The sequence below is a fragment of the Shinella sp. WSD5-1 genome, assembly GCF_963942435.1.
Lineage (GTDB): Bacteria > Pseudomonadota > Alphaproteobacteria > Rhizobiales > Rhizobiaceae > Shinella > Shinella yambaruensis.
The window spans coordinates 298,435-319,595 of the sequence record NZ_OZ012600.1; the positions used below are offsets into that span (position 1 = coordinate 298,435).

General features: G+C 68.4%; 19 protein-coding genes. 13 read left to right on the forward strand and 6 right to left on the reverse strand.

Annotated features, from left to right (window positions below):
• The gene (gene lhgO, locus AABQ55_RS31820) at nucleotides 1-1,194 is read right to left on the reverse strand and encodes an L-2-hydroxyglutarate oxidase (protein WP_272808881.1); all 1,194 of its coding nucleotides are present in this window, start codon (nucleotides 1,192-1,194) and stop codon (nucleotides 1-3) included.
• Nucleotides 1,195-1,600: 406 nt separating this feature from the next.
• Here lhgO and yghU point away from each other — a divergent pair, with 406 nt between their 5' ends.
• Entirely contained in the window at nucleotides 1,601-2,515 is a 915-nt protein-coding gene (gene yghU / locus AABQ55_RS31825; protein WP_272808882.1) for a glutathione-dependent disulfide-bond oxidoreductase, read from the forward strand.
• 6 nt (nucleotides 2,516-2,521) lie between these two features.
• Here yghU and AABQ55_RS31830 read toward each other — a convergent pair whose 3' ends face one another.
• Both AABQ55_RS31830 and AABQ55_RS31835 read right to left on the reverse strand, forming a co-directional pair.
• Nucleotides 2,522-3,688, reverse strand: coding sequence for an MFS transporter (locus AABQ55_RS31830; protein ID WP_272808883.1), 1,167 nt, complete (start codon nucleotides 3,686-3,688; stop codon nucleotides 2,522-2,524).
• Nucleotides 3,689-3,711: 23 nt separating this feature from the next.
• A complete protein-coding gene (locus tag AABQ55_RS31835; RefSeq protein WP_272808884.1) occupies nucleotides 3,712-3,915 on the reverse strand; it encodes a DUF1127 domain-containing protein in 204 nt (67 codons plus the stop codon).
• 132 nt (nucleotides 3,916-4,047) lie between these two features.
• Between AABQ55_RS31835 and AABQ55_RS31840 the strand changes: the two genes are divergently transcribed.
• From AABQ55_RS31840 to AABQ55_RS31875, 8 genes are all read left to right on the forward strand, one after another.
• Complete coding sequence (locus tag AABQ55_RS31840; protein WP_272808885.1) at nucleotides 4,048-5,553, forward strand: winged helix-turn-helix domain-containing tetratricopeptide repeat protein; 1,506 nt, start codon at nucleotides 4,048-4,050, stop codon at nucleotides 5,551-5,553.
• A 70-nt stretch (nucleotides 5,554-5,623) separates the two neighbouring features.
• Nucleotides 5,624-6,520 carry a fructose bisphosphate aldolase gene (locus AABQ55_RS31845; RefSeq protein WP_272808886.1) on the forward strand — a complete coding sequence of 299 codons (897 nt, stop codon included), beginning with the start codon at nucleotides 5,624-5,626 and terminating at the stop codon, nucleotides 6,518-6,520.
• Between the two features lie 130 nt (nucleotides 6,521-6,650).
• Nucleotides 6,651-7,934, forward strand: coding sequence for an NAD(P)/FAD-dependent oxidoreductase (locus AABQ55_RS31850; protein ID WP_272809010.1), 1,284 nt, complete (start codon nucleotides 6,651-6,653; stop codon nucleotides 7,932-7,934).
• Nucleotides 7,935-8,154: 220 nt separating this feature from the next.
• Nucleotides 8,155-8,991: a MurR/RpiR family transcriptional regulator gene (locus AABQ55_RS31855; protein ID WP_272808887.1), complete on the forward strand. Its 837-nt coding sequence runs from the start codon at nucleotides 8,155-8,157 to the stop codon at nucleotides 8,989-8,991.
• A 24-nt stretch (nucleotides 8,992-9,015) separates the two neighbouring features.
• The gene (locus AABQ55_RS31860) at nucleotides 9,016-10,137 is read left to right on the forward strand and encodes an ABC transporter substrate-binding protein (RefSeq protein ID WP_272808888.1); all 1,122 of its coding nucleotides are present in this window, start codon (nucleotides 9,016-9,018) and stop codon (nucleotides 10,135-10,137) included.
• A 52-nt stretch (nucleotides 10,138-10,189) separates the two neighbouring features.
• Nucleotides 10,190-11,935, forward strand: a complete 1,746-nt coding sequence (locus tag AABQ55_RS31865) for an ABC transporter permease (protein ID WP_272808889.1) — start codon at nucleotides 10,190-10,192, stop codon at nucleotides 11,933-11,935.
• The gene (locus AABQ55_RS31870; protein WP_272808890.1) at nucleotides 11,932-13,032 is read left to right on the forward strand and encodes an ABC transporter ATP-binding protein; all 1,101 of its coding nucleotides are present in this window, start codon (nucleotides 11,932-11,934) and stop codon (nucleotides 13,030-13,032) included. The genes AABQ55_RS31865 and AABQ55_RS31870 overlap by 4 nt, the downstream gene beginning before the upstream one ends.
• Nucleotides 13,029-13,634, forward strand: a complete 606-nt coding sequence (locus AABQ55_RS31875) for a histidine phosphatase family protein (protein ID WP_272808891.1) — start codon at nucleotides 13,029-13,031, stop codon at nucleotides 13,632-13,634. Before AABQ55_RS31870 ends, AABQ55_RS31875 begins: the two co-directional genes overlap by 4 nt.
• 89 nt (nucleotides 13,635-13,723) lie before the next feature.
• Here AABQ55_RS31875 and AABQ55_RS31880 read toward each other — a convergent pair whose 3' ends face one another.
• The 3 genes from AABQ55_RS31880 to AABQ55_RS31890 all read right to left on the reverse strand — a co-directional run bounded on the left by AABQ55_RS31880 (nucleotide 13,724) and on the right by AABQ55_RS31890 (nucleotide 17,060).
• Entirely contained in the window at nucleotides 13,724-14,308 is a 585-nt protein-coding gene (locus AABQ55_RS31880) for a tyrosine phosphatase family protein (RefSeq protein WP_272808892.1), read from the reverse strand.
• A gap of 191 nt (nucleotides 14,309-14,499) precedes the next feature.
• Nucleotides 14,500-16,017, reverse strand: a complete 1,518-nt coding sequence (locus AABQ55_RS31885) for a malonate--CoA ligase (protein ID WP_272808893.1) — start codon at nucleotides 16,015-16,017, stop codon at nucleotides 14,500-14,502.
• A 170-nt stretch (nucleotides 16,018-16,187) separates the two neighbouring features.
• On the reverse strand, nucleotides 16,188-17,060 hold the full coding sequence (locus AABQ55_RS31890) for a GntR family transcriptional regulator (RefSeq protein ID WP_244768862.1): 873 nt from the start codon (nucleotides 17,058-17,060) through the stop codon (nucleotides 16,188-16,190).
• A 210-nt stretch (nucleotides 17,061-17,270) separates the two neighbouring features.
• On the opposite strand from AABQ55_RS31890, the gene AABQ55_RS31895 reads away from it, so the two are divergent.
• From AABQ55_RS31895 to AABQ55_RS31910, 4 genes are all read left to right on the forward strand, one after another.
• Nucleotides 17,271-18,191, forward strand: a complete 921-nt coding sequence (locus AABQ55_RS31895; protein WP_244768863.1) for a GntR family transcriptional regulator — start codon at nucleotides 17,271-17,273, stop codon at nucleotides 18,189-18,191.
• Nucleotides 18,188-19,546, forward strand: coding sequence for an acyclic terpene utilization AtuA family protein (locus tag AABQ55_RS31900; RefSeq protein ID WP_244768864.1), 1,359 nt, complete (start codon nucleotides 18,188-18,190; stop codon nucleotides 19,544-19,546). The genes AABQ55_RS31895 and AABQ55_RS31900 overlap by 4 nt, the downstream gene beginning before the upstream one ends.
• On the forward strand, nucleotides 19,539-19,841 hold the full coding sequence (locus AABQ55_RS31905) for a DUF4387 family protein (protein WP_272808894.1): 303 nt from the start codon (nucleotides 19,539-19,541) through the stop codon (nucleotides 19,839-19,841). The genes AABQ55_RS31900 and AABQ55_RS31905 overlap by 8 nt, the downstream gene beginning before the upstream one ends.
• 365 nt (nucleotides 19,842-20,206) lie before the next feature.
• Nucleotides 20,207-21,160 carry a tripartite tricarboxylate transporter substrate binding protein gene (locus tag AABQ55_RS31910; RefSeq protein WP_244768866.1) on the forward strand — a complete coding sequence of 318 codons (954 nt, stop codon included), beginning with the start codon at nucleotides 20,207-20,209 and terminating at the stop codon, nucleotides 21,158-21,160.
• Nucleotide 21,161: the final 1 nt, after the last annotated feature.

Consider the following 21,161-nt stretch of genomic DNA (forward strand, 5'->3'; position numbering starts at 1 on the left):
TCACGGCTCCCGCATCAGGCGGCGGGCGATCATCCTGGCGATCGGGATGGCGGAGGTGGCGGCGGGGGAGGGCGCGTTGCAGACATGCAGCATGCGCTCCGTCTGGACGAACAGGAAGTCGTGGATGAGGGTGCCGTCCCTCCCCACCCCCTGGGCGCGGATGCCGGCCTCGTGCGGCAGGAGGTCGGCAAGCTTAAGGCCCGGGCAGTATTTCCGGCATTGCGCGAGATAACCCGGTTTCCAGAGCGAGTTGCGCAGCTCCGTCACGGCCGATTTCCGGTTGGCGAACACGGTCTTCCAGAAGCCGGGGAACAGCGCGTAGTCGGCCATGTCGGACAGGTTGACGGAAAGGCGCGGATAGCCCTCGCGGGCAAAGCCGATCACGGCATTGGGCCCGACCGTCACGCTGCCGTCGATCATCCGGGTCAGGTGGACGCCGAGGAAGGGCAAGGCGGGATCGGGAATAGGGTAGATCAGGTGGCGGACGATGTCGTTCCTGTCGGCGGGCAGGCGGTAATATTCGCCCCGGAAGGGCACGATGCGATGCGTGATCGACAGGCCGGCGAGAAGGGCGAGCCGGTCCGACTGGAGACCGCCGCAGACCACCAGCTTGCGCGCCTGCCAGCTTTCGCCGTCCGACCCGATGGTCACCGCGTCCGGTGCCTCGCGAAGGCCGGTCACGCGGGTGGACAGGCGGATCTCGCCGCCGAGGGCCGCAATGCGGCGTCCCATGGCCTCGCAGACCTCGGCATAGCTGACGATGCCGGTCGAGGGCACGAAGAGCGCCCCGCGGCCGCGGATATTCGGCTCGCGGTCCTTCAATTCGTCCGCGCCGAGGCGGTGCACCTCGATCGTGTTCTGCCTCGAGCGTTCGTAAAGCGCGTCCATGCGCTGCATTTCGAGATCGGAGGTGGCGACGAGAAGCTTGCCGCAGGTCTCGAAGCGGATGCCGTTCTCGGCGCAGAAGGCCTTGGTGGCGGCGGCGCCCTCGCGGCACAGCTCGGCCTTCAGGCTGCCGGGCGGATAGTAGATGCCGGCATGGATGACGCCGCTGTTGTGGCCGGTCTGGTGCCGGCCGAGCGCCGCCTCCTTCTCCAGGAGGACCAGGCTGCTGCCGGGACGATCCTCCAGAAGCCGCATGGCCGTTGCCAGCCCGACGATGCCGCCGCCGATGACGCAGTAATCGTATTTCATGTGTCTTGCCTCTCGGCGGCGGACTATGCGCCAACCGCCCGGCATCCGCCATAGCCCCGCGCCATTCCGGCGTGATCCTGCCCCGTTGAAGGCGGGTCATCGCCTATGGAAGAAAACCGCTGCCTTCTTCCCCTTCTCCCCCGCGGGGAGAAGGTGCCGGCAGGCGGATGAGGGGGGTGTCGAAGGCGCAAACGATCCGCATGGAGCCACCCCCTCATCCGACCCTTCGGGCCACCTTCTCCCCGCGGGGGAGAAGGGGATGTGCGGCACCGTCGAACGTCAGAGGCGATGACCCTGCGTTGCACGGGAACCGCGGGAGGGGATAAGAAACTGCTTTCGCCTTCCTATATGGAGCAAGGTGCATCCGGCAGGCCGGATGCGTTCGCGCAAAGACAAGGATTGATTCATGACCGAGAAATCCCCTGCCGACAATTTCCCCGCCGGCTACGAGCCTCCGAAGGTATGGACCTGGGAAAAGGGCAATGGCGGTGCCTTCGCCAATATCAACCGCCCCATTGCCGGCCCGACGCATGACAAGGACCTGCCGGTCGGCAAGCATCCCCTGCAGCTCTATTCGCTCGCCACGCCCAACGGCGTGAAGGTCACGATCATGCTGGAGGAGCTTCTGGCCGCCGGCCATGCGGGCGCCGAATACGATGCCTGGCCCATCCGCATCGGCGATGGCGACCAGTTCGGCTCCGGCTTCGTCGCGGTCAATCCGAATTCCAAGATCCCGGCGCTGATGGACCACGCGCCGGCGGGCGGCGGCGCGCCGGTGCGCGTCTTCGAATCCGCCTCCATCCTGCTCTATCTCGCCGAGAAGTTCGGCGCCTTCCTGCCGAGCGCGCTGCGCGCCCGCACGGAAACCTTCAACTGGCTGTTCTGGCAGACGGGCTCGGCGCCCTTCCTCGGCGGCGGCTTCGGCCATTTCTATGCCTATGCGCCGATGCGCATCCAATATGCCATCGACCGCTATGCCATGGAGGTGAAGCGCCAGCTCGACGTGCTCGACCGGCATCTGGCGGACAACCGGTTCATGGCCGGCGACGACTACACGATCGCCGACATGGCCATCTGGCCGTGGTACGGCAACCTCGCGCTCAACCAGGCCTATGGCGATGCCGGCACCTTCCTCGATGTCCGGAGCTACGGCAACGTCCAGCGCTGGACGGCCGAGATCGCGGCCCGCCCGGCGGTCAGGCGCGGCCGCATGGTGAACCGGTTGAGCGGCGATCCGTCCGAGCAGTTGCACGAGCGCCACGACGCCGCCGACTTCGACACGAAGACGCAGGACAAGCTGGAGGCGAACGGGACCGCATAAGGCCGATCAGGCCCGCCGTCGCCGCGCCATCAAGAGGAGGGCCAGCACGGCGCACAGGAGGCCGAGCGCGGCCGGCAGGCCCTGATGGCCGATCAGCTGCATGGCGAGGCCCGCCGCGGGCGAGCCGGTCATGCCGCCGATGCCCCAGACGAGGGCGAAGGCGGCATTGCCGGCGATCAGCGCCTGACCGGTGAAGCGCTCGCCAAGCTGGATCAGCGCCATGGTGTAGATGCCGAACGAGACCCCGCCCCAGACGAAGAGCAGCGGCCAGACGGGCCAGGCGGCAAAGGCCTGCGGCAGAAGCAGGCAGAAGAAAAGCGCGGCAAGCGCACAGGCCAGCATGGTGCGCGCCGCCCCGCAGCGCTCGGCGATGCGCCCCAGCACGACCTGCAGCACGGCATTGCCGGCGATGAACACGGTGATGAGCGCGGCGATGCGGGCCTCGCCGCTGCCGAGCGCCGCGCCATAGACCGCAAAGAGCGACACGAAGGTCTGCTCGAAGGCCGCCGCGGTGAAGACCGCGAAGAGGAGGAGCGGCGCGCGCGCGAAAATGCCGCCGACCGATGCCGTCTCGCCTTCCCGCGGCAGGTCCGGCAGGCGCCGGGCGACGGCGAAAACGATCAGGCTGCAGAGGACGAAGGCGGTGATGCCGACGAGGAACGGCGCCCAGCCCGCCGTGCCCGCAAGGCCGAGCGACAGCGGACCGATGGCGAAGCCGCCCGAGACGACCGAGGAATAGAGGCCGAGGATGCGGCCGCGGCGCGCGGCGGGCGTGAGCGCGATCAGCCAGGTCTCGCTGATCACATAGAGCGGATTGGCGAAGACGCCGAGGAGAAGACGCAGCGGCATCCAGGCCCGCACGTCCTGCACGAGCCCGATGGCCGCAAGCGTGAGCGCGGCGAGGAGCGCGCACAGGACCGCCAGCCGCGCCGCGCCGACGCGCCGCGCGAGCACCGGAATGAGCGGCGCCGAGACGATGAAGCCGAGCGGCGTCATGGCGGCGGACAGGCCGATGAGGCCGGGCGTCGTGCCCTGCCGTTCCAGGATGAAGCTGAGCAGCGGATAGGTCAGCCCCTGCGCCAGGGCGAAGACCGACACGGTCGCGATGATGCCGGCCATCGCGGCCCACGGAATGCCGCGCTCCTCACCTGCTGTCGTGCTTTCGGCCGTCATGCAAACCTCGACATGGTCCCGTCTTATACCCGCCAGAACGGCTTGGCGATCTCCGCGGCGACCTCGTCGCGCGTGAGGCCGATATCGGCGATCAGGTGCGGGGTCTCCGCCGCCTTGCGCGCGAGGTCCCAGCGAAAGCGCAGGCGGGCGTCCCAGGCGGCCAGAAGGGCACCGAGGCTTGCAAGGCCGGGCGGGGCGGGCAGTCTTGCCGCGCGAATGTGGGTCATGGCAACCTCCATCGGATTTTCGGGGAAAACCCGGTCCTGAAGGCTGGATTGTGCGGGAGGCGGACGGGAACCGTCCTTAAACCTTCCCAAAAAGTTCTCAAAAACTTCCAAAACCGGTTATAGATGCGCCCTATGCAGGGATCGCGCTTTGCCTTTGGTCCGTTCGTGCTTGATTCCGGTGCGGGAACGCTTCTTCGGAACGACGACCCCGTTGCCGTCGGCCATCGCGGGCTGAAGCTGCTTGCCGCGCTCGTCGGGCGGCCCGGCGAAATCCTCGGCAAGGCCGAGCTGATGGATGCGGCCTGGCCCGGCACGGCCGTCGAGGAGGGCAACCTCACCGTCCAGATCGCCCAGCTGCGCAAGCTGCTCGGCCCGGCCGAAGGCGGCGGCGAATGGATCTCGACGGTGCCGCGCGTCGGTTATCGCTTCACCGGGGCCATCGCGCCGCATCGGGTGGATCGCATGCCCCGTCCGCTGCCCGACAGGCCGTCGATCGCCGTGCTGCCCTTCGTCAATGTCAGCAGCGATCCGCAGCAGGAGAGCTTTTCCGACGGGCTGACGGAAGATCTCATCACGGACCTTTCCCGCATGCCCGGCCTCTTCGTCATCGCCCGCAACTCGGTCTTCGCCTACAAGGGCCGGGCGGCGGATGTGCGCGCCATCGCCGAGGATCTCGGCGTGCGCTACCTGCTGCAGGGCAGTGCGCGGCACGCCGGCGGGCGCGTGCGCATCAACGCGCAGCTGGTCGATGCACAGAACGGCGACCACCTGTGGGCCGAACGTTTCGACCGCAGCCTGGACGACATCTTCGCCGTGCAGGACGAGGTCGCCGGCAAGATCGTCGAGGCGCTGCTCGGGCGCCTGCGCGCCCCGCCGCCGCGCAACCGGCCGAACAACCTCGAAGCCTACGACCTGTGCGTGCGGGCGCGCAAGCTGATCGACGATTCGCCGCAGACGGCGCGCGAGGCGCACCTGATGCTGACGCGCGCCGTCGCGCTCGACCCTCACTATGCCGAGGCCTATCGCTGGCTCGCCATGAACCACTGGATGGGCTGGGTGCACTGGGGCGAGCCGGAGGAGCCGGCCCGCCGCCTCGCCCTTGCCCTTGCGGAAAAGGCCGTCGCGATCGATCCCAACGACGCGGGCTGCCGCTGGGTGCTGGCGAACCTGCTCGCCTACGAGCGCCGCTTCGACGAGGCGGATGCGGAATTCGCAAGAGCCATCGCGCTCGATCCGAACGAGGCCGACACCTTCGCCACCCTCTCCGACATCTTCGTCCTCGCCGGGCGCATCGAGGAGGGGCTGGAGCAGATCCGCAAGGCGTTCCGGCTCAATCCCTATCCGGCGAGCTGGTACTATCTGACGCTCGGCCAGGCGCAATATGCCGCCGGCGCCTATGAGGCCGCCGTCGAGACGCTGACCCGGGACGAGACCTACCGCACGGGCTCGCGCCGTTTCCTGGCGGCAAGCCTTGCCCAGCTCGGCCGGCTCGACGAGGCGCGGGCGGAGGTCGAACTGTTCCTGGTCGCGAACCCGCATTTTTCGACCAGCCAATGGGCCGAGACGGAGCCGTTCCGCGATGCCGCGACGCGGGCGCATTTCGTCGAGGGCTACCGCAAGGCCGGCCTTCCGGCATGAGGCCGGGCGGCGGGGAAGACGAGATCAGGGCGGGGCGCGCCGCGTCCCGGCCCGCAACAGGGAGGAAACCATGGCCGATGCAAGGATGATGGCGCAGATGACCGGCAAGGAGGGCTTTATCGCCGCCCTCGACCAGAGCGGAGGATCGACGCCCGGCGCCCTCCGGCTCTACGGCATCGCCGAGACCGACTATGACGGCGAGGAGGCGATGTTCCGCCTGATGCACGAGATGCGCGTGCGCATCATGACGGCGCCTGCCTTCACCGGCGAAAAGGTGATCGGCGCCATCCTGTTCGAGAAGACCATGGACGGCGAGGCCGGCGGCAGGTCGGTGCCGTCCTATCTGTGGGAGGAGCGCGGCGTCGTGCCCTTCCTCAAGGTCGACAAGGGCCTTGCCGCCGAGGAGGACGGCGCGCAGGTGATGAAGCCCATGCCCGATCTCGACGCCCTGCTTGCCCGCGCGGTGAAGAAGGGCATTTTCGGCACCAAGATGCGCTCGGTCATCGCCCATGCCGACAGGGCCGGCATCGCCGCCGTGGTGAAGCAGCAGTTCGCGGTCGGCCGGCAGATCCTCGGCCACGGCCTCGTGCCCATCATCGAGCCGGAAGTCTCGATCAAGAGCCCGAGCAAGGAGGAGGCCGAGACGATCCTGCGCGACGAGATCGCCCGGGAACTCGATGCGCTGCCGGCGGGCGAGAAGGTGATGCTCAAGCTCACCATCCCGACGGTCGCGGATTTCTACAGGCCGCTCGTCGACCACAAGGCGGTCACCCGCGTCGTCGCTCTTTCGGGCGGCTACAGCCGGGCGGATGCCTGCGAGAAGCTCAGCCGCAACCACGGCATGATCGCCAGTTTCTCGCGCGCCCTCACCGAGGATCTGCGCGTGACGATGAACGATGCCGAGTTCAATGCCAGCCTCGGCAGGACGATCGACGAGATCTACACCGCCAGCGTGGTGAAGGTCTGACGGCAGGGCCGCGGCCGCGCCGGTGCGGGCGCGGCGCTTGCCCTGAAACAGCATGAAACGCACGCCGCGAACGGGGCGCCGCCTCGTTCGCGGCGTCTGCGTGTGGAAGAGGACAAGCGGGATGACGAACATGCAGGATGTGCCTTCCTCCAACACCCACCACCTCGTCGTCGTCGGTGCGGGCTTTGCCGGCCTCGCGCTGGTCAAGGCGCTGCGGTTCCCGGGGCTGCGCATCACGATCGTCGACCAGCGCAACCACCACCTCTTCCAGCCGCTGCTCTACCAGGTGGCGACGACGATCCTGCCCACCTCGGACGTCGCCTGGCCGATCCGCAACCTCTTCAAGACGCGCGCGGACGTGACGACGATCCTCGGCGAGGTGGTCGGCATCGACGAGGCGGCACGCCTCGTCCGCCTCAAGGAGGGCGCGCCGCTTGCCTACGACACGCTGGTGCTCGCCACCGGCGCCCGGCATTCCTATTTCGGCCACGACGAATGGGAGGGCGCGGCACCGGGCCTGAAGTCGCTCGAGGACGCGACGACGATCCGCCGCCGCGTGCTCCTCGCCTTCGAGAAGGCCGAGGTCTCCGGGAGCGCCGAGGAGCGCGCGGCGCTGTTGACCTTCGTGGTGATCGGCGCCGGGCCGACCGGAGTCGAGCTTGCCGGCATCATCGCCGAACTGGCGCAGCACATCCTGCCGAAGGAATTCCGCACCATCGATACGCGCACCGCCCGCGTGATCCTGGTCGAGGCGGGGCCGCGCGTCCTGCCGGCCTTTCCCGAGAGCTTGTCGGCCTATGCGCAGGCGGCGCTCACCCGGCTCGGCGTCAGCGTGCAGACGGGCGAGGCGGTGACGAACATCACGGACGAGGGCGTGCGCATCGGCGAAAACGAGATCGCCGCCCGCACGGTCATCTGGGCGGCGGGCGTGAAGGCGTCTCCCGCCGCGGCCTGGCTCGGCGCGGAGGTCGACCGGGCGGGGCGCGTGCGGGTCGGGCCGGATCTCAGCGTGCCCGGCCATCCCGAAATCTTCGTCATCGGCGACACGGCGAGCGTGCTCAACGAGGACGGCACGCCGGTGCCGGGCATCGCGCCGGCGGCCAAGCAGCAGGGGCGCTTCGTGGCCGGGCTGCTGCGCGCGCGCCTCTCCGGAAAGCCGCCGCCGGCGCGCTTCCGCTATCGCCATTCCGGCAATCTCGCGACGATCGGCAGGAGCGCGGCGGTGGTGGATTTCGGCCGCATCCAGCTGAAGGGCGCACTGGCCTGGTGGTTCTGGGGCATCGCCCATATCTTCTTCCTGATCGGCACCCGCAGCCGCATCGCCGTGGCGCTGAGCTGGCTGTGGTCCTATGCCACCGGCCGCAACAGCGCCCGCCTGATCACCCAGCGCGACATTCACCGGAACGAGCGGTAGCGAGGCCGCCGGCGCCCCCCCGCATGCCCGGCCGTCCGGTCGCGGCTCCGCGTTTCGGAGCCGCTGGTTCCCGTGCCTTGTTTTTCCTGCCGAATTGCCTGTCGCGGTCCTACCCGGGGCGCGGCCTTGCAGAGCCTTGCAAGGAATCTTGCGGTGGCCGTCTTGACTGCAAGGCGCTTTGCCAACACCATCGGCGCTGCAAACAACCTTGTCGAGCGCCATGACCCTTCTCGATCGCATAAAGGCCAAGTCCAGGAAGCTGACGGAGGCGGACCAGAAGCTGATCGCCGCCATGCTGGAAAACCGCGCGGAGGCGGCGTTCCTGTCCGGGCCGCAGCTTTCCCAGCGCGCCAGCGTGCATGAGGCGACGGCGACGCGGCTGGCGCAGAAGCTCGGCTACAAGGGCTTTCCGGACCTGCGGGCCGAACTGCAGCGCGAGGTGCTGCTCGACCAGGACGCGGCCAACCGCATGCGCCGCTCGGTCGCCAAGGTCGAGCACGGCGATTACCTTTCCGACCTCATCACGGCCGAGATCGCCGCGCTGGAGACGCTGGCCCGCGCCGTGCCGCAGGCCGATGTCGACCGTGCCGCCGACATGATCTTCGAGGCGCGCCGCGTCTTCGTCTTCGGCCAGGGCCATGCCCAGTCCGTCGCCGGCTTCCTGCAGCGCCGGCTCGACCGGTTCGGCATGACGACCATCGCGCTGACGGGCCGCGGCCGTGACATTGCCGAACGGCTGGTCGGCATGGAGGCGGGCGACCTCGTCGTCGCGCTCGCCTTCCGCAAGCAGCCGCAAAGCTACGGGCCGCTGGTGCGCCATGCCGCGCGGGTCGGCGCGCGCACCATCCTCGTCTCGGATCTTGCCGGGCCGCTGATGGAGCCCGCCGCCGATCTGATGCTCGCCGCCCCGCGCGGGCGCTCGGGAAGCGAATTCCAGACCCCGACGATCCCCTTCGCCATCGTCAACGGCATCGTGCTGACGATCGCCGGACGGCATGAGCGGGAGGTCATCGGGCGATTGGAGAAACTGTCGGAGCTGTTCAACGACTTCGACTGACGTGAGAAAATGGAGGAGGAAACCATGTTGAAATGCGTATACGCATCCGCCCTCGTGGCGTGTCTCGCCCTGCCGGGCATCGCGTTTTCCGAGGATCTCGACAGCCTGACGCCGGAGCAATTGCTGCCGCTCGCCCAGAAGGAGGGCAGCGTCACGGTCTTCTCGCTGTCGAGCCGCATCGCCAGGATCGAGGCGGCCTTCGAGGCGGCCTATCCGGGCATAGACCTGATCGGCGTCGACATGAGCTCGACCAAGCAGATCGCCCGCGTGGAGGCCGAGCAGCAGGCCGGCGTCCATGCCGTCGACGTGCTCTACATCGCCGATACGCCCGTCGTCTTCACGAAGCTTGTGGAGGCAAAGCGCGTCGTGAACTACGTGCCGCCGCGCGTGGCGGACGAGCTGGAGGACCGCTACAAGGCGCCGCTGCTCACCCAGCGCCTCTCCACCAAGGTGCTGATGTACAACGAGAAGGCCTTCCCGGGCGGTTCGCCCGTGACCAATCTCTGGCAGCTCACCGAGCCGGAATGGCAGGGCCGGGTGCTGATGGTCGATCCGAGCCAGCGCGGCGAACTGCTCGACCTCCTCACCGAGATCGCGCTGCATCCCGACGAGATGGCGGCGGCCTACAAGGCGCAGTACGGCAAGGACATCGAGGTCGAGGACGGCCTCGAGGGCGCCGGCGAGCAGTTCATCAAGGCACTGTTCGAAAACGACCTCATCCTTTTGCCCAACAGCGACGTGCTCAACAAGTCGATCGGCGACGTCAACGCCAAGAACCCGCCCGTCGGCTTCGGCACCTATTCGGACCGCCGCGACAACGAGAAGGAAGGCTGGGCGCTGCAGGTCGCCAACAATGTCGAGCCGGCGAACGGCATCCTCTTCCCGGCGGTGCTGACGATCGCCGACAAGGCGCCGCATCCGGCCGCCGCGCGCCTCCTGATCGACTTCATGTTCGGCGACGACACGCCGACCGGCGGGCCGGGCTTCGAGCCCTTCAACGTGCCGGGCGACTATGCGGTGCGCAAGGCGATCGCCGACCATCCCGATTCCGTCAAGCTCGGCGAGCTGAAGGCCTGGACGATCGATCCGGCGAAGACGGCGGCCGCGCGCGGCCGCATCGCCGACCTCATCATCACGCTTCAGTAACGGACCCGTCCACCGGCGCGCTTTCGGGCGCCGGTGGACGCGGAGGATCACCATGACATCCACGTCGCTTTCCGTGCCATCGGGCAGGCGCCTGCTCCGATCGGGCTTTCTCCTGCCGGCGCTGCTCATCGCCATCGTCGCCGTCCTCGTCGTCGCGCCGCTCCTGCGCATTCTCCTGTCCACGCTGACGCCCGAGGGTCTGGAAGCCTGGCAGGCGGTGCTCGCCAGCCGGCTCTCCGCCAATCTGTGGTGGCGCCCGCTCCTCAACACGATGATCCTCGGCTTTTGCGTGGCCGGCGGCTGCCTCCTGATGGGCGGCTTCCTTGCCTGGCTGGTCGTGCTCACCGACGTGCCGGGCCGGCGCTTCCTCACCCTGATGGCGACGCTGCCCTACATGATCCCGAGCTTCGCCGCCGCGCTCGCCTGGGGCACGCTGTTCCGCAATTCCCGCCTCGGCGGTTCGGCCGGCTTCTTCGAGACGAACGGCCTTGCCATTCCCGACTGGCTCGCCTGGGGCCTCATCCCCACGGCGATCGTGCTCATCGCGCACTATTATTCGCTCGCCTACACGATCATCGCCGCCGCGCTCAGCTCCGTCGGGGCCGATCTCGTCGAGGCCGGGCAGATGGCCGGCGCCAGGCGCCCCCGCATCTTCTTCGGCATCATCCTGCCGGTCGTCACGCCCGCGCTGGTCGCCGCCGCCTCGCTCACCTTCGCCGGCGCCGTCTCCAACTTCGCCGCGCCCGCGCTGCTCGGCCTGCCTGTGCGCATGCAGACGCTTTCCACCCGCCTCTTCGGCATGATCGAGACGGGGCAGAACGAGCGCGGCTTCGTCATCGCGCTGCTTCTGATCGCCGTCTCGGCGCTGTTCCTCTTCCTCTCCGACCGCATCGTCTCCGGCCGCAAGGCCTTCATCACGGTCACCGGCAAGGGCGGGCGCACCAAGCGCTTTCCGCTCGGCGGCTGGCGCTGGCCGCTCTTCGCGCTCGCCGTGCTCATCGGCTTCGCCACCACCGTTCTGCCCGTTCTGGTGCTCGCGGCCTCCAGCCTTGCCCCGCAGAGCGGCGCGCTGTTCTCCAACTGGACGCTGCATTTCTGGATCGGCGAGGGCGGCGGCCAGATGGCGCAGGGCCAGGCCGGCATCTTCCGCAATCCCGTGCTGCTCGATGCGCTCTGGACCACGATCCGCCTCGGCCTCGTCGTTGCCTTCACCACCATGCTGCTCGGCCTTGCGCTCGCCTATACGATCGTGCAGCGCCGCGGCAGCCTCATCGCCACCGTGCTCAGCCAGCTCGCCTTCCTGCCGCTGCTGATCCCGAGCATCGCCTTCGCCGCGGCCTATATCGCGCTCTACGGCGCGCCCATCGGTCCGCTGCCCTCGCTCTACGGCACCTTCGCGCTGCTGGTCATCGCGGCCTCGGCGCACAACCTGCCCTTCGCCGTGCAGTCCGGCCGCTCCGTGCTCGGGCAGATCTCGGCCGATATCGAGGAAAGCGCCCGGCTGACCGGCGCGAGCCTCGTGCGGCGCCTCTTCGCCATCATCTTCCCGCTGGCGATCCGGGGCCTGTTCGCCGGGGCGATCCTCGTCTTCGTGAAGATGGTGCGCGACCTCTCGCTGGTCGTGCTGCTCTTCACCGCCACCTCGCCGGTGCTCAGCATGGTCGCCTACCGCTATGCGGCCGAAGGTTTCATGCAGTTCGCCAATGCCATCACCCTCGTCATCCTCGTGGTCTGCCTTGCTGCCTCCTTCCTCGCCCATGGCCTGCAGAACCGCGTCCAGAAATGGAAAGAGACATGAACGCCCTTGCCACAGGCGCCGCGGACGCCATCCAGATCCGCAATCTCGTCAAGCGGTTCGGTGCCTTCACCGCCGTGAAGGACGTCGACATCTCCGTTCCGCCCGGTGCCTTCCTGGTCCTCGTCGGCCCGTCGGGCTGCGGCAAGTCGACCCTGCTGCGCATGCTGGCCGGCTTGGAAAGCCCGAGCGAGGGCGAGATCGCCTTCGTCGGGCAGACCGTCTCCAGCGGCGCGGGCGGCGTCATCGCCGATGCCGGCCGGCGCAATGCCGGGCTCGTCTTCCAGAGCTACGCGCTCTGGCCGCACATGACCGTTGCCGGCAACATCGCCTGGCCGCTGAAGGTCGCGAGATGGCCGCGCGAAAAGCGCGAGCGGCGGGTGAGGGAGGTGCTCGCCCTGCTCGGCATCGACGCGCTTGCCGAGCGCTATCCGGCCGAGATTTCCGGCGGCCAGCAGCAGCGCGTGGCGATCGCCCGCACCATCGCGCCCGAGCCGAGCATCCTGCTTTTCGACGAGCCGTTGTCGAATCTCGACGCCAAGCTGCGCATCGAGATGCGCAGCGAGCTGATGCGCATCCACCGGGCGACGGGCGCGACCTCGGTCTACGTCACGCATGACCAGGTGGAGGCGATGACGATGGCGACCCATGTCGCCGTGCTCAACAATGGCCGCGTCGAGCAGTTCGGCAAGCCGATCGACCTCCTGCGCAACCCTCAGACCACCTTCGTCGCCACCTTCCTCGGCACGCCGCCGGCCAATCTCCTGCCGGTGCGCCGGGAGGGCGACGCCCTCCTCTTCAACGACCTGGCCCTCGCGCCGGCCGCGCTCGCCGGCGGGCGGGCGGAAGCGCAGCTCCTCTACCGCGCCGAGGATGTCGGCGTCGGCGTCGTTGCCGGCATGCCCTCGCTGACGGCGCGCTTTGCCGAGGCCGCGCCGATCGCCGGGCGCACCATGGTGACGGCGATGATCGGCGAGCTGCGCATCACCGGCATGGCGGACGGCTATTTCACGGCAACGCCCGGCGAGCCGATCCCCCTCTCGTTCATTCGCACACCCGATGCGGTCTTCGCCGCCACTGGAGAAAGGATACATCAATGAGGCTGATCCTCATGCGTCACGGCGAAACGGAATGGAACGCCGAGCAGCGGCTGCAGGGCCAGGACAATTCGCTGTTGTCCGAGCGCGGCGTCGCCCAGGTCAAGCGCTTCCGTCCCTATGCCAGGGCGCTGAAGCCGGCCCGCATCATCGCCTCGGATCTCGGCCGCACCCGCCAGACCGTCGCGCTCATCGGCCATCCCGACGCCCCCTCCGACGAGCGGTTCCGCGAACTCGACATGGGCGCATGGACGGGCCTTCGCAAGCCGGACCTGATCGCCGACCATCCCGAGGACTACGTCGCCTGGCGCGCCGGCATCTTCACCCCGACGCGGGGCGAGACCTGGAGCGCCTTCCGCGGCCGCGTCGCCGACGGCGTGCACGACTGGATGTCCCGCACGGAGGGCGATCTGCTGATCGTCGCCCATGGCGGCGTCATCCGTGCCGTCTGCCACGAATTCCTCGACCTGCCGCCCTCGCGCGTCGTTCCCGTCACGCCGGGCACCGCGACCATCCTCAACTTCCCGCAAAAGAACGGCGCGGCCGCCCAGCTCGAAGGCTACAATATCGGCTCCGTCGCGCCGGACGTCTCCGTCGCCGATTGAGACGGGGCAGCGGGCATCCAGCCCGTCGGAGCCGCGCGTTTTCCGCGGCACCCCGGCCTGTCACCGGCCGCTGGCGGGGAGGGCGCCGCTCAGTCGAGCACGGCCATGCGCAGCTCGGCCTCGCGGCCGAGCTTGGTCATCCACTCGGTATATTGCGGGCGGCTCCTGATCTGGCGGCCGTAGTGCCGGCCGAGCGCGGCCGTCAGTTCGCCCCTGCGGCCGAGCTGCGCGTCGGCAAAGCCGACCATCTGCGAATTCGGCCAGGCCTGCGGACGGATGGCGACGAGACGGGTGAAGAGGTCTTCGGCCGGCTCGTCGGGGCTGGCCTGCGCCATCAGGGCCAGCATGGCGGCCGTCGAGCGCGACACGCCCATGTGGCAATGGACGAGGAGGTGGCTCGGCGCCGCGCGGTCCTGCCGCGCCTGGAAATCCGCGCCGAACTCAAGGATCGCCTCGACATGGTCCGGGCGGGGCATCACCTGGTCGGGCAGCGCGGCGATGATGTCGTGGAAGCGCAGCGTCGTGCGGTGGTGCCGTCCATAGGTGGCGAAGGTCTCGAGCTCGGGGAGGTCGGGGTCGACGATGGACAGCACATGGGTCACCTTGCGGTCACGCTGGCTGGGCAGTTCCTCGATCCCGCAAACCGTCAGTTCCGGGGTGAAAATCACGTCCATGGTCTTTCCTTCCAATCCTGTCTGCCTTGGCGCGCCGCCTCTCCCGCGCCTTGCACGAAGGCAGGGTGGAAGCGTGGCGCCCGCCGCCCGTTTGTACGACAGCCGCGAGCGGGCCGATAGAGCCAAATTCCCGGGGCTTGCGCGGAAGATCGGGCGGTGCGGCCGGCTGCCGCCATCGTGCGGGACGGCGCCTATGATCCGGCGGAATAGAGGTCGGCATAACTCTCGCGCAGCACGTTCTTCTGCACCTTGCCCATCGTGTTGCGCGGCAGGTCCTCGACGAAGAGCACGCGCTTGGGCTGCTTGTAGCGCGCCAGCCGGTCCTTCAGCCCGTCGAGCACCGCCTGTTCGTCGATGGCCGCGCCCTTCTGGCGCACCACGACGGCCGTCACGCCCTCGCCGAAATCGGGATGGGGCACGCCGATGACCGCGCTCTCGACGATGCCGGGCATGCCGTCGATCTCGGTTTCCACCTCCTTCGGATAGATGTTGTAGCCGCCGGAAATGACGAGGTCCTTGCCGCGTCCGACGATGTGCACGTAGCCGCGCGCGTCGATCAGGCCGAGATCGCCGGTGATGAAGAAGCCGTCCGCGCGGAACTCCGCCGCCGTCTTCTCCGGCATGCGCCAGTAGCCCTTGAAGACGTTCGGCCCCTTCACCTCGATCATGCCGGTCTCGCCGTCCGGCAGGGGCCTGCCGGTCTCCGGCTCGGTGACGCGCAGCGACACGCCCGGCAGCGGGAAGCCCACCGTGCCGGCAATGCGATCGCCATCATAGGGGTTGGAGGTGTTCATGTTGGTCTCGGTCATGCCGTAGCGCTCCAGGATGGCATGGCCGGTCTTTTCCGAGAAGCTGCGATGGGTTTCGGCGAGCAGCGGCGCGGAGCCGGAGACGAAGAGCCGCATGCCGGCCGTTGCCGCCGGCGTCAGGCCGGGATGCTGCACGAGGCGGACATAGAAGGTCGGCACGCCCATCATCACGGTGGCCTCCGCCATCAGGCGCAGCACCTCGTCGGCATCGAACTTCGGCAGCAGGTACATCGACGAACCGGACAGCAGCGTGACGTTCGAGGCGACGAACAGGCCGTGCGTGTGGAAGATCGGCAGGGCATGGATCAGCCGGTCGGTGCGGGTGAAGCGCCAGTGGTCGCGAAGGGCGAGCGCGTTGGACAGCAGGTTGTCGTGCGTCAGCATCGCGCCCTTGGAGCGGCCCGTCGTGCCGGAGGTGTAGAGGATCGCCGCGAGGTCGTCGGCGCCGCGCTCCGCGTCGAGGAAATCGGTCTCCTCGTCCGCCGCAAGCTCCAGCAGCGAGCCGCCGCCCTTGTCGTCCAGCGTTTCGACCCCGGCGCCGTATTTGCCGGCGATGGGGCTGACGCCCTCGCGGGCACCCGGCGAGACGACGACCAGGCTCGGCTCGGCATCGCCGATAAAATAGTCGAGTTCGGCCAGCGTATAGGCGGTGTTGAGCGGCAGGTAGACGGCGCCGGCCCTGACGCAGGCGAGATAGACCATCAGCGCCTCGGGGCTCTTTTCCACCTGCACGGCGACCCTGTCGCCCGGGCGCACGCCGCGCGCGGCGAGGGTGCCGGCGAGCTGTCCCGAAAGCGCGATCATGTCGCCATAGGTCCATCGACGCCCGTCGCCCGTCTCGATGAAGATCGCCTCCGGCCGTGCCGCTGCCCGGATCGCGTCGAAGAGATGGTTGCTCATGGGGTCGTTTCCCTCGTGTTGCCGATTCTGTCCCGCGCCGGGCCAAGCCGCGAGCACACTAGAGCATTTCCAGCCGAAGCGAAGTCGCTTCGGCGTCGGATAATGCGGCAGAACAAGAATCTGGAGCCTTGCGGACCCGCACCAGGTAGCGCGAATTCCCCGCCGCCGGTTCAGGGCGCGGGCGCCTTCAGCGGGCCAAGCGCGCTCAGGTGCTGGCGCATCGCCTCGGCGGCCTCTCCATTCCGGCCGTCCAGCACCAGTTCGAGGATGTGCACATGTTCGGCGCAGCGCTGGCGGGCCTGTTCGCGGTCCACCCGCTGCTGGTACTCGATGAGCCGGCGCAGCCGGTCGACGCGCCGGAGGCTTTCGATGAAGAAGGCGTTGCGGCTGCATTCGGCGATCGCCTCGTGCATCTCGCTGTTCGTCTCGAACAGGCGCACGGCCGAGATCTCCAGGATCTCCCCCGCCACGAAACGGCGCTGCTGTTCGAGATGCCGCTCCAGCACGGGCCGGTTGAGCGTGAAGCCCGGCTCCAGCAGCGCGGCCGGCTCGATCGCCTGGCGAAAGCTGTAGCTCTGCCGGTAGGTCTCCATCGAGGTCAGCACCGGCAGGAAGCGCCAGCCGTGCCCCGGCAGCCGCTCCGCCCAGCCCTCCTCCGACATGCGCCTGAGCAGGGCCTGCAGGCGCGGGCGGGTGATGCCGTAGCGGCGCAGGAGCTCGTTCTCGCTCGTCCGGTCGGGGATCTCGCCGGCCAGCCGGTCGCGGGCGATGGCGAGATAGACCTCCTCGCCGCCGTCGGGCGCCGGCGTGCTGGCGGCAAGCGCCTTCGCGGCGGAAGGATCGGCCACCTTGAAGCCGCCGCGCTCGGCCGCCGTCAGCACGCCGGCGCGCTGCAGTTCGCGCAGCGCCGTGCGGATCGGCGAGCGCGAGACGAGGAAGCGTTCCGCAAGGCTGCGCTCGGTCAGGGGCTCGCCGGGCGCCAGCCGCTCGGCATGCACGAGCCGGGCGATCTCGTGGGCAAGGGTGCTGGCTATCTGGGTCATCGGCGCTCCTGGATGGCCTGTGCCTTGTCGCATGTTCCGCGGGCTTCGCCAAGCGCCGGTTCTTTGTGCTTGCATAGTACCAGGATTCGGGCTATTGGACTTTTGTCATTTCAAAACACCAAGGAGAGTGCGCCGGCAGGACCGGCGCCGCCAGATTGATTGCCTGTGGATTGTCGTATATACGCGCTTAATACCATCCAGGGGTCGATCATGAACGAACTTCATCGCTCGCTGGCGGACAAGATCGTCCGCCATATCAGGACATCGGCCATGGAACGGGGACAGCACCTGACGGAAGCCAGCCTCCAGTCCCTGTTCGGCACGTCGCGCCAGCCGATCCGCTCGGCGCTCGGCATCCTGGCCGACCAGGGCATTGTCGAGCGGGTGCCCAACAAGGGCTTCTACCTGCGCGATCCCGACCGCATCGCCGCCGATCCGCTGCCGGCGGCCAACGAGACGTCGGACGAGGCGACCTATCTGCGCATCGCCGAAGACCGCCTGTCGCGCCGCCTGCCGGACCGGGTCAGCGAGACCGACCTGATGCGGCGCTACGGCGTGTCGCGGCTGGGGCTGCGGCGCATCCTGACGCGCATTTCCGGCGAGGGCTGGATCGAGCGCAACGAGGGCCGGGGCTGGACCTTCGCGGTGCTGATCGATTCCGTCGAGGCCTACCGGGAATGTTACGACCTGCGCCAGGCGATCGAGGTGCACGGCATCCGCTCGCCCGAGTTCCGGGCCGATCCCGCCGTGCTCGCGGACCTGCGCCGCCGGCAGGAGATCGTCGCCGACGGCGGCTGGCGTCGGCTCAGCCAGATGGAGCTGTTCGAGGCGAATTCGTCCTTCCACGAGGGTCTCGCTGCGCTCTCCGGCAACCGTTTCCTGGTCAACACGGTGCAGAAGCTCAACCAGCTCCGCCGCCTGATCGAATACCGCCAGACGCTGAATGCCGAGCAGGTGCGCGGCCAGAATGCCGAGCACCTCGCCATTCTCGACGCGCTGGATGCCGGCGATACCGGCAGGGCGGCGGACCTGATGCACGACCACCTCGGCAGGGCCAAGCTGCGCAAGGCCCGTGCTGAAATGTTTTCCGGTGGCCCCGCTGGCGGGCCGAGCAAGGGAGGTGACACATGACACGCGTACTTATACCCGCAGGCGCGCTGGGACTGGGCTATGACCGCGCGGCGCTGGAGCGCGGCGTCGCCAACCGGCCCGACATCATCGCCATCGACGGCGGATCGACGGACAGCGGCCCGTCCTATCTCGGGCGCGGCGTCTCGAAATATTCGCGCGCCTCGACCAAGGTGGAGTGGCGCGAATTGATGCAGGCGCGGGCCAAGGCCGGCGTGCCGCTCGTCATCGGCACGGCCGGCACCTGCGGCGCCGATGCCGCGGTCGACTGGCTGTTCGACATCACCCGCGAGATCGCCCTGGAGGAGGGCATGCAGGTCAAGGTCGCGACGCTGAAATCCGGCCAGCCGAAGGAACGGGTTAAGGCCGCGCTCGGCGAGGGCCGCCTGCACGCGCTGCCCGCTGCGCCCGACATCAACGAGGCCATCGTCGACGACTGCACCAACATCGTCGCGCTGGCCGGCGTCGAGCAGGTGGCGGCGGCGCTCGCCACCGGGGCGGACATCGTCATCGCCGGCCGCACCACGGACACCGCCATCATCGCGGCCCTGCCGGTCGTACGCGGCGACCATGCCGGCGCCGCCTGGCACGGCGCCAAGGTCGGCGAATGCGGGGCGCTCGCCACCACGCAGCCGAATTCCGGCGTGATCCAGATCGATTTCGACGCCTCGGGCTTCACCATCGAGCCGATGGCCGCCGATGCCGCCGCGACGCCCTACACCGTCTCCGCCCACATGCTCTACGAGAACTCCGACCCCTTCATCCTGCACGAGCCGGGCGGCCATCTCGACGTGACGCGGTCGGAATACGAGGCGCTCGACGGGCGCCGGGTGCGCGTCGAGGGCTCGAAATGGGTGCCGGGGGGCTACACGGTCAAGCTGGAGGGCGCCCGCATCGTCGGCTACCAGACGGTCGGCCTCGCGGTGGTGCGCGAGCGCCGCTATGTCGAGCATGTGCGCGAATGGGCGGCGGATGTCGAGGCCAGGGTGCGCGACAAGATCGTCGCCCGCATGGGCCTTGCCCCCGATGCCTTCACCGTCGAGATCCGGCTGATCGGCATGGATGCGACGCTCGGCGCGCTGGAGAACCGCCACGACATTCCCGTCGAGGTCGGCATTCTCGGCATCCTCACCTGCCCGACCGCCGAGCTGGCGGCCGAGGCCGGCAAGATCCTCAACCCCTATCTCCTGCACCATCCCCTGACCGAGGACGAGCCGATGCCGACCTTCGCCTTTCCCTTCTCGCCCGCCGAAATGCAGCGCGGCGCGCTCTACGAGTTCTGCCTCAACCATGTGATGGAACTGGACGACCCGCTCGCCGCCTTCGTGCTCGAGACGCATGAGGTGGGGCATGCCTGAACTGGGAAGCCTCGTCAGCAAGGTGCGCTCCAAGAATGCCGGGCCGTTCTGGCTGACGGTCGATGTCTTCTGCGACGATCCGGTGACCTATGCCCGGGTGCGCGACGGGCTGAAGGACGCCACGGTGGCGAAGCTCTTCGGCGTCGAGCAGCAATTGCTCAAGCGCTTCGACATCCCGGCGCTCAACGTGGTGAAGTTCTCCGTGCCGCGCCCCGTCGTCCAGGGCACGCGCGCCGACCGCGACATGCACGGCGCCGGCTGGGCCTGCCTGCTGGAGGAACTGCAGATCGACTGACCGGCCTGTTGCGCACGGTTTCCTTTCGACGCCCTCTGCCTCCGGCAGGGGGCGTTTTGTTTGCAGGCCGAGGTTGCCGGCGCTCCGTTGTTTTCTTTTGAAACGATGTCGCTTCAGCAGTGGCCTATGAACAATGGAGATGACGGCCACCCCCCTCTGCCCGGCAGGGCAGAGGGGGGCTGCACCGGGTCCGGAACCCGGACCGCTTATTGCGCGGAACCGTTGCCTCCCAACGGCAACAACGGTGTTGCGCAATCGATAATATTGTCGTAAGTGTATTATTAAGACAACGGCAAGGAGGCCGGTGTCTGTGTTGCCGCTCGGCAGCACCGGGGCTTTCGGCCCGGACTTTTTGGGAGGAAATTATGATCAAAGCAGTTTTTGCCGCAGCATTGGCGTTTTCGCTTTCGGCCGCAGCGCCGGCCCTTGCCGATCCGGCCGTGGTGATGGCGCCGGGCGGCGCCGGCGGCGGCTATGACGCCATGGCGCGCCTGCCGTTCGAGGCCATGTCGAAGGAAGGCATCTTCACCGATGGCGCGACCTTCACCAACAAGGGCGGTGCCGGCGGCACGATCGGCCTTGCCGAATTCGTCGGCGCGAACCGCGGCAACGACAATGCCGTCATGTCGATGGGCGTCATCCTGGTCGGGGGCATCCTGCTCAATTCCTCGCCCGTCACGCTCGACGACGTGACGCCGCTGGTGCGCCTCACCAACGATACGGGCGTCGTCGCGGTGGCGACCGATTCCCCGATCAAGACGGTGGACGACCTCGTCAAGGCGATGAAGGAGAACCTCGGTGCCGTGTCGATCGGCGGCGGCTCGGCCGGCGGCGTCGACCATATCGTGATGGCGCTGATCGCCAAGGAAAGCGGTCTGGAGCCGGCCAGGCTGAACTACATCCCCTATGACAGCGGCGCGGAAGCCGTGACCGCGCTCGGCGGCGGCGCCGTGACGGTCGCCGTCTCGGGCGTCTCGGAATTCAAGCCGATGGCCGATGCCGGCCGCATCCGCATCATCGCCGTCACCTCCGAGGGCCGCGTCGAGGGCATCGACGCGCCGAGCCTGAAGGAAGCCGGCCTCAACGTGGTCGTCGGCAACTGGCGCGGCATCGTCGGCGCGCCCGACATGTCGGCGGAGGGCCGTACCATGTGGCTCGACCGCTTCGCCAAGATGCACGACAGCACTGCCTGGAAGGACATCCTGGCCAAGCAGGGCTGGGAAGACGCCTATCTCGCCGGGGATGATTTCGTCGCCTTCCTGAACGACGAAAAGACCCGCATCGGCGCAATCCTGAAGGAAGCCGGCCTCACCAAGTAAG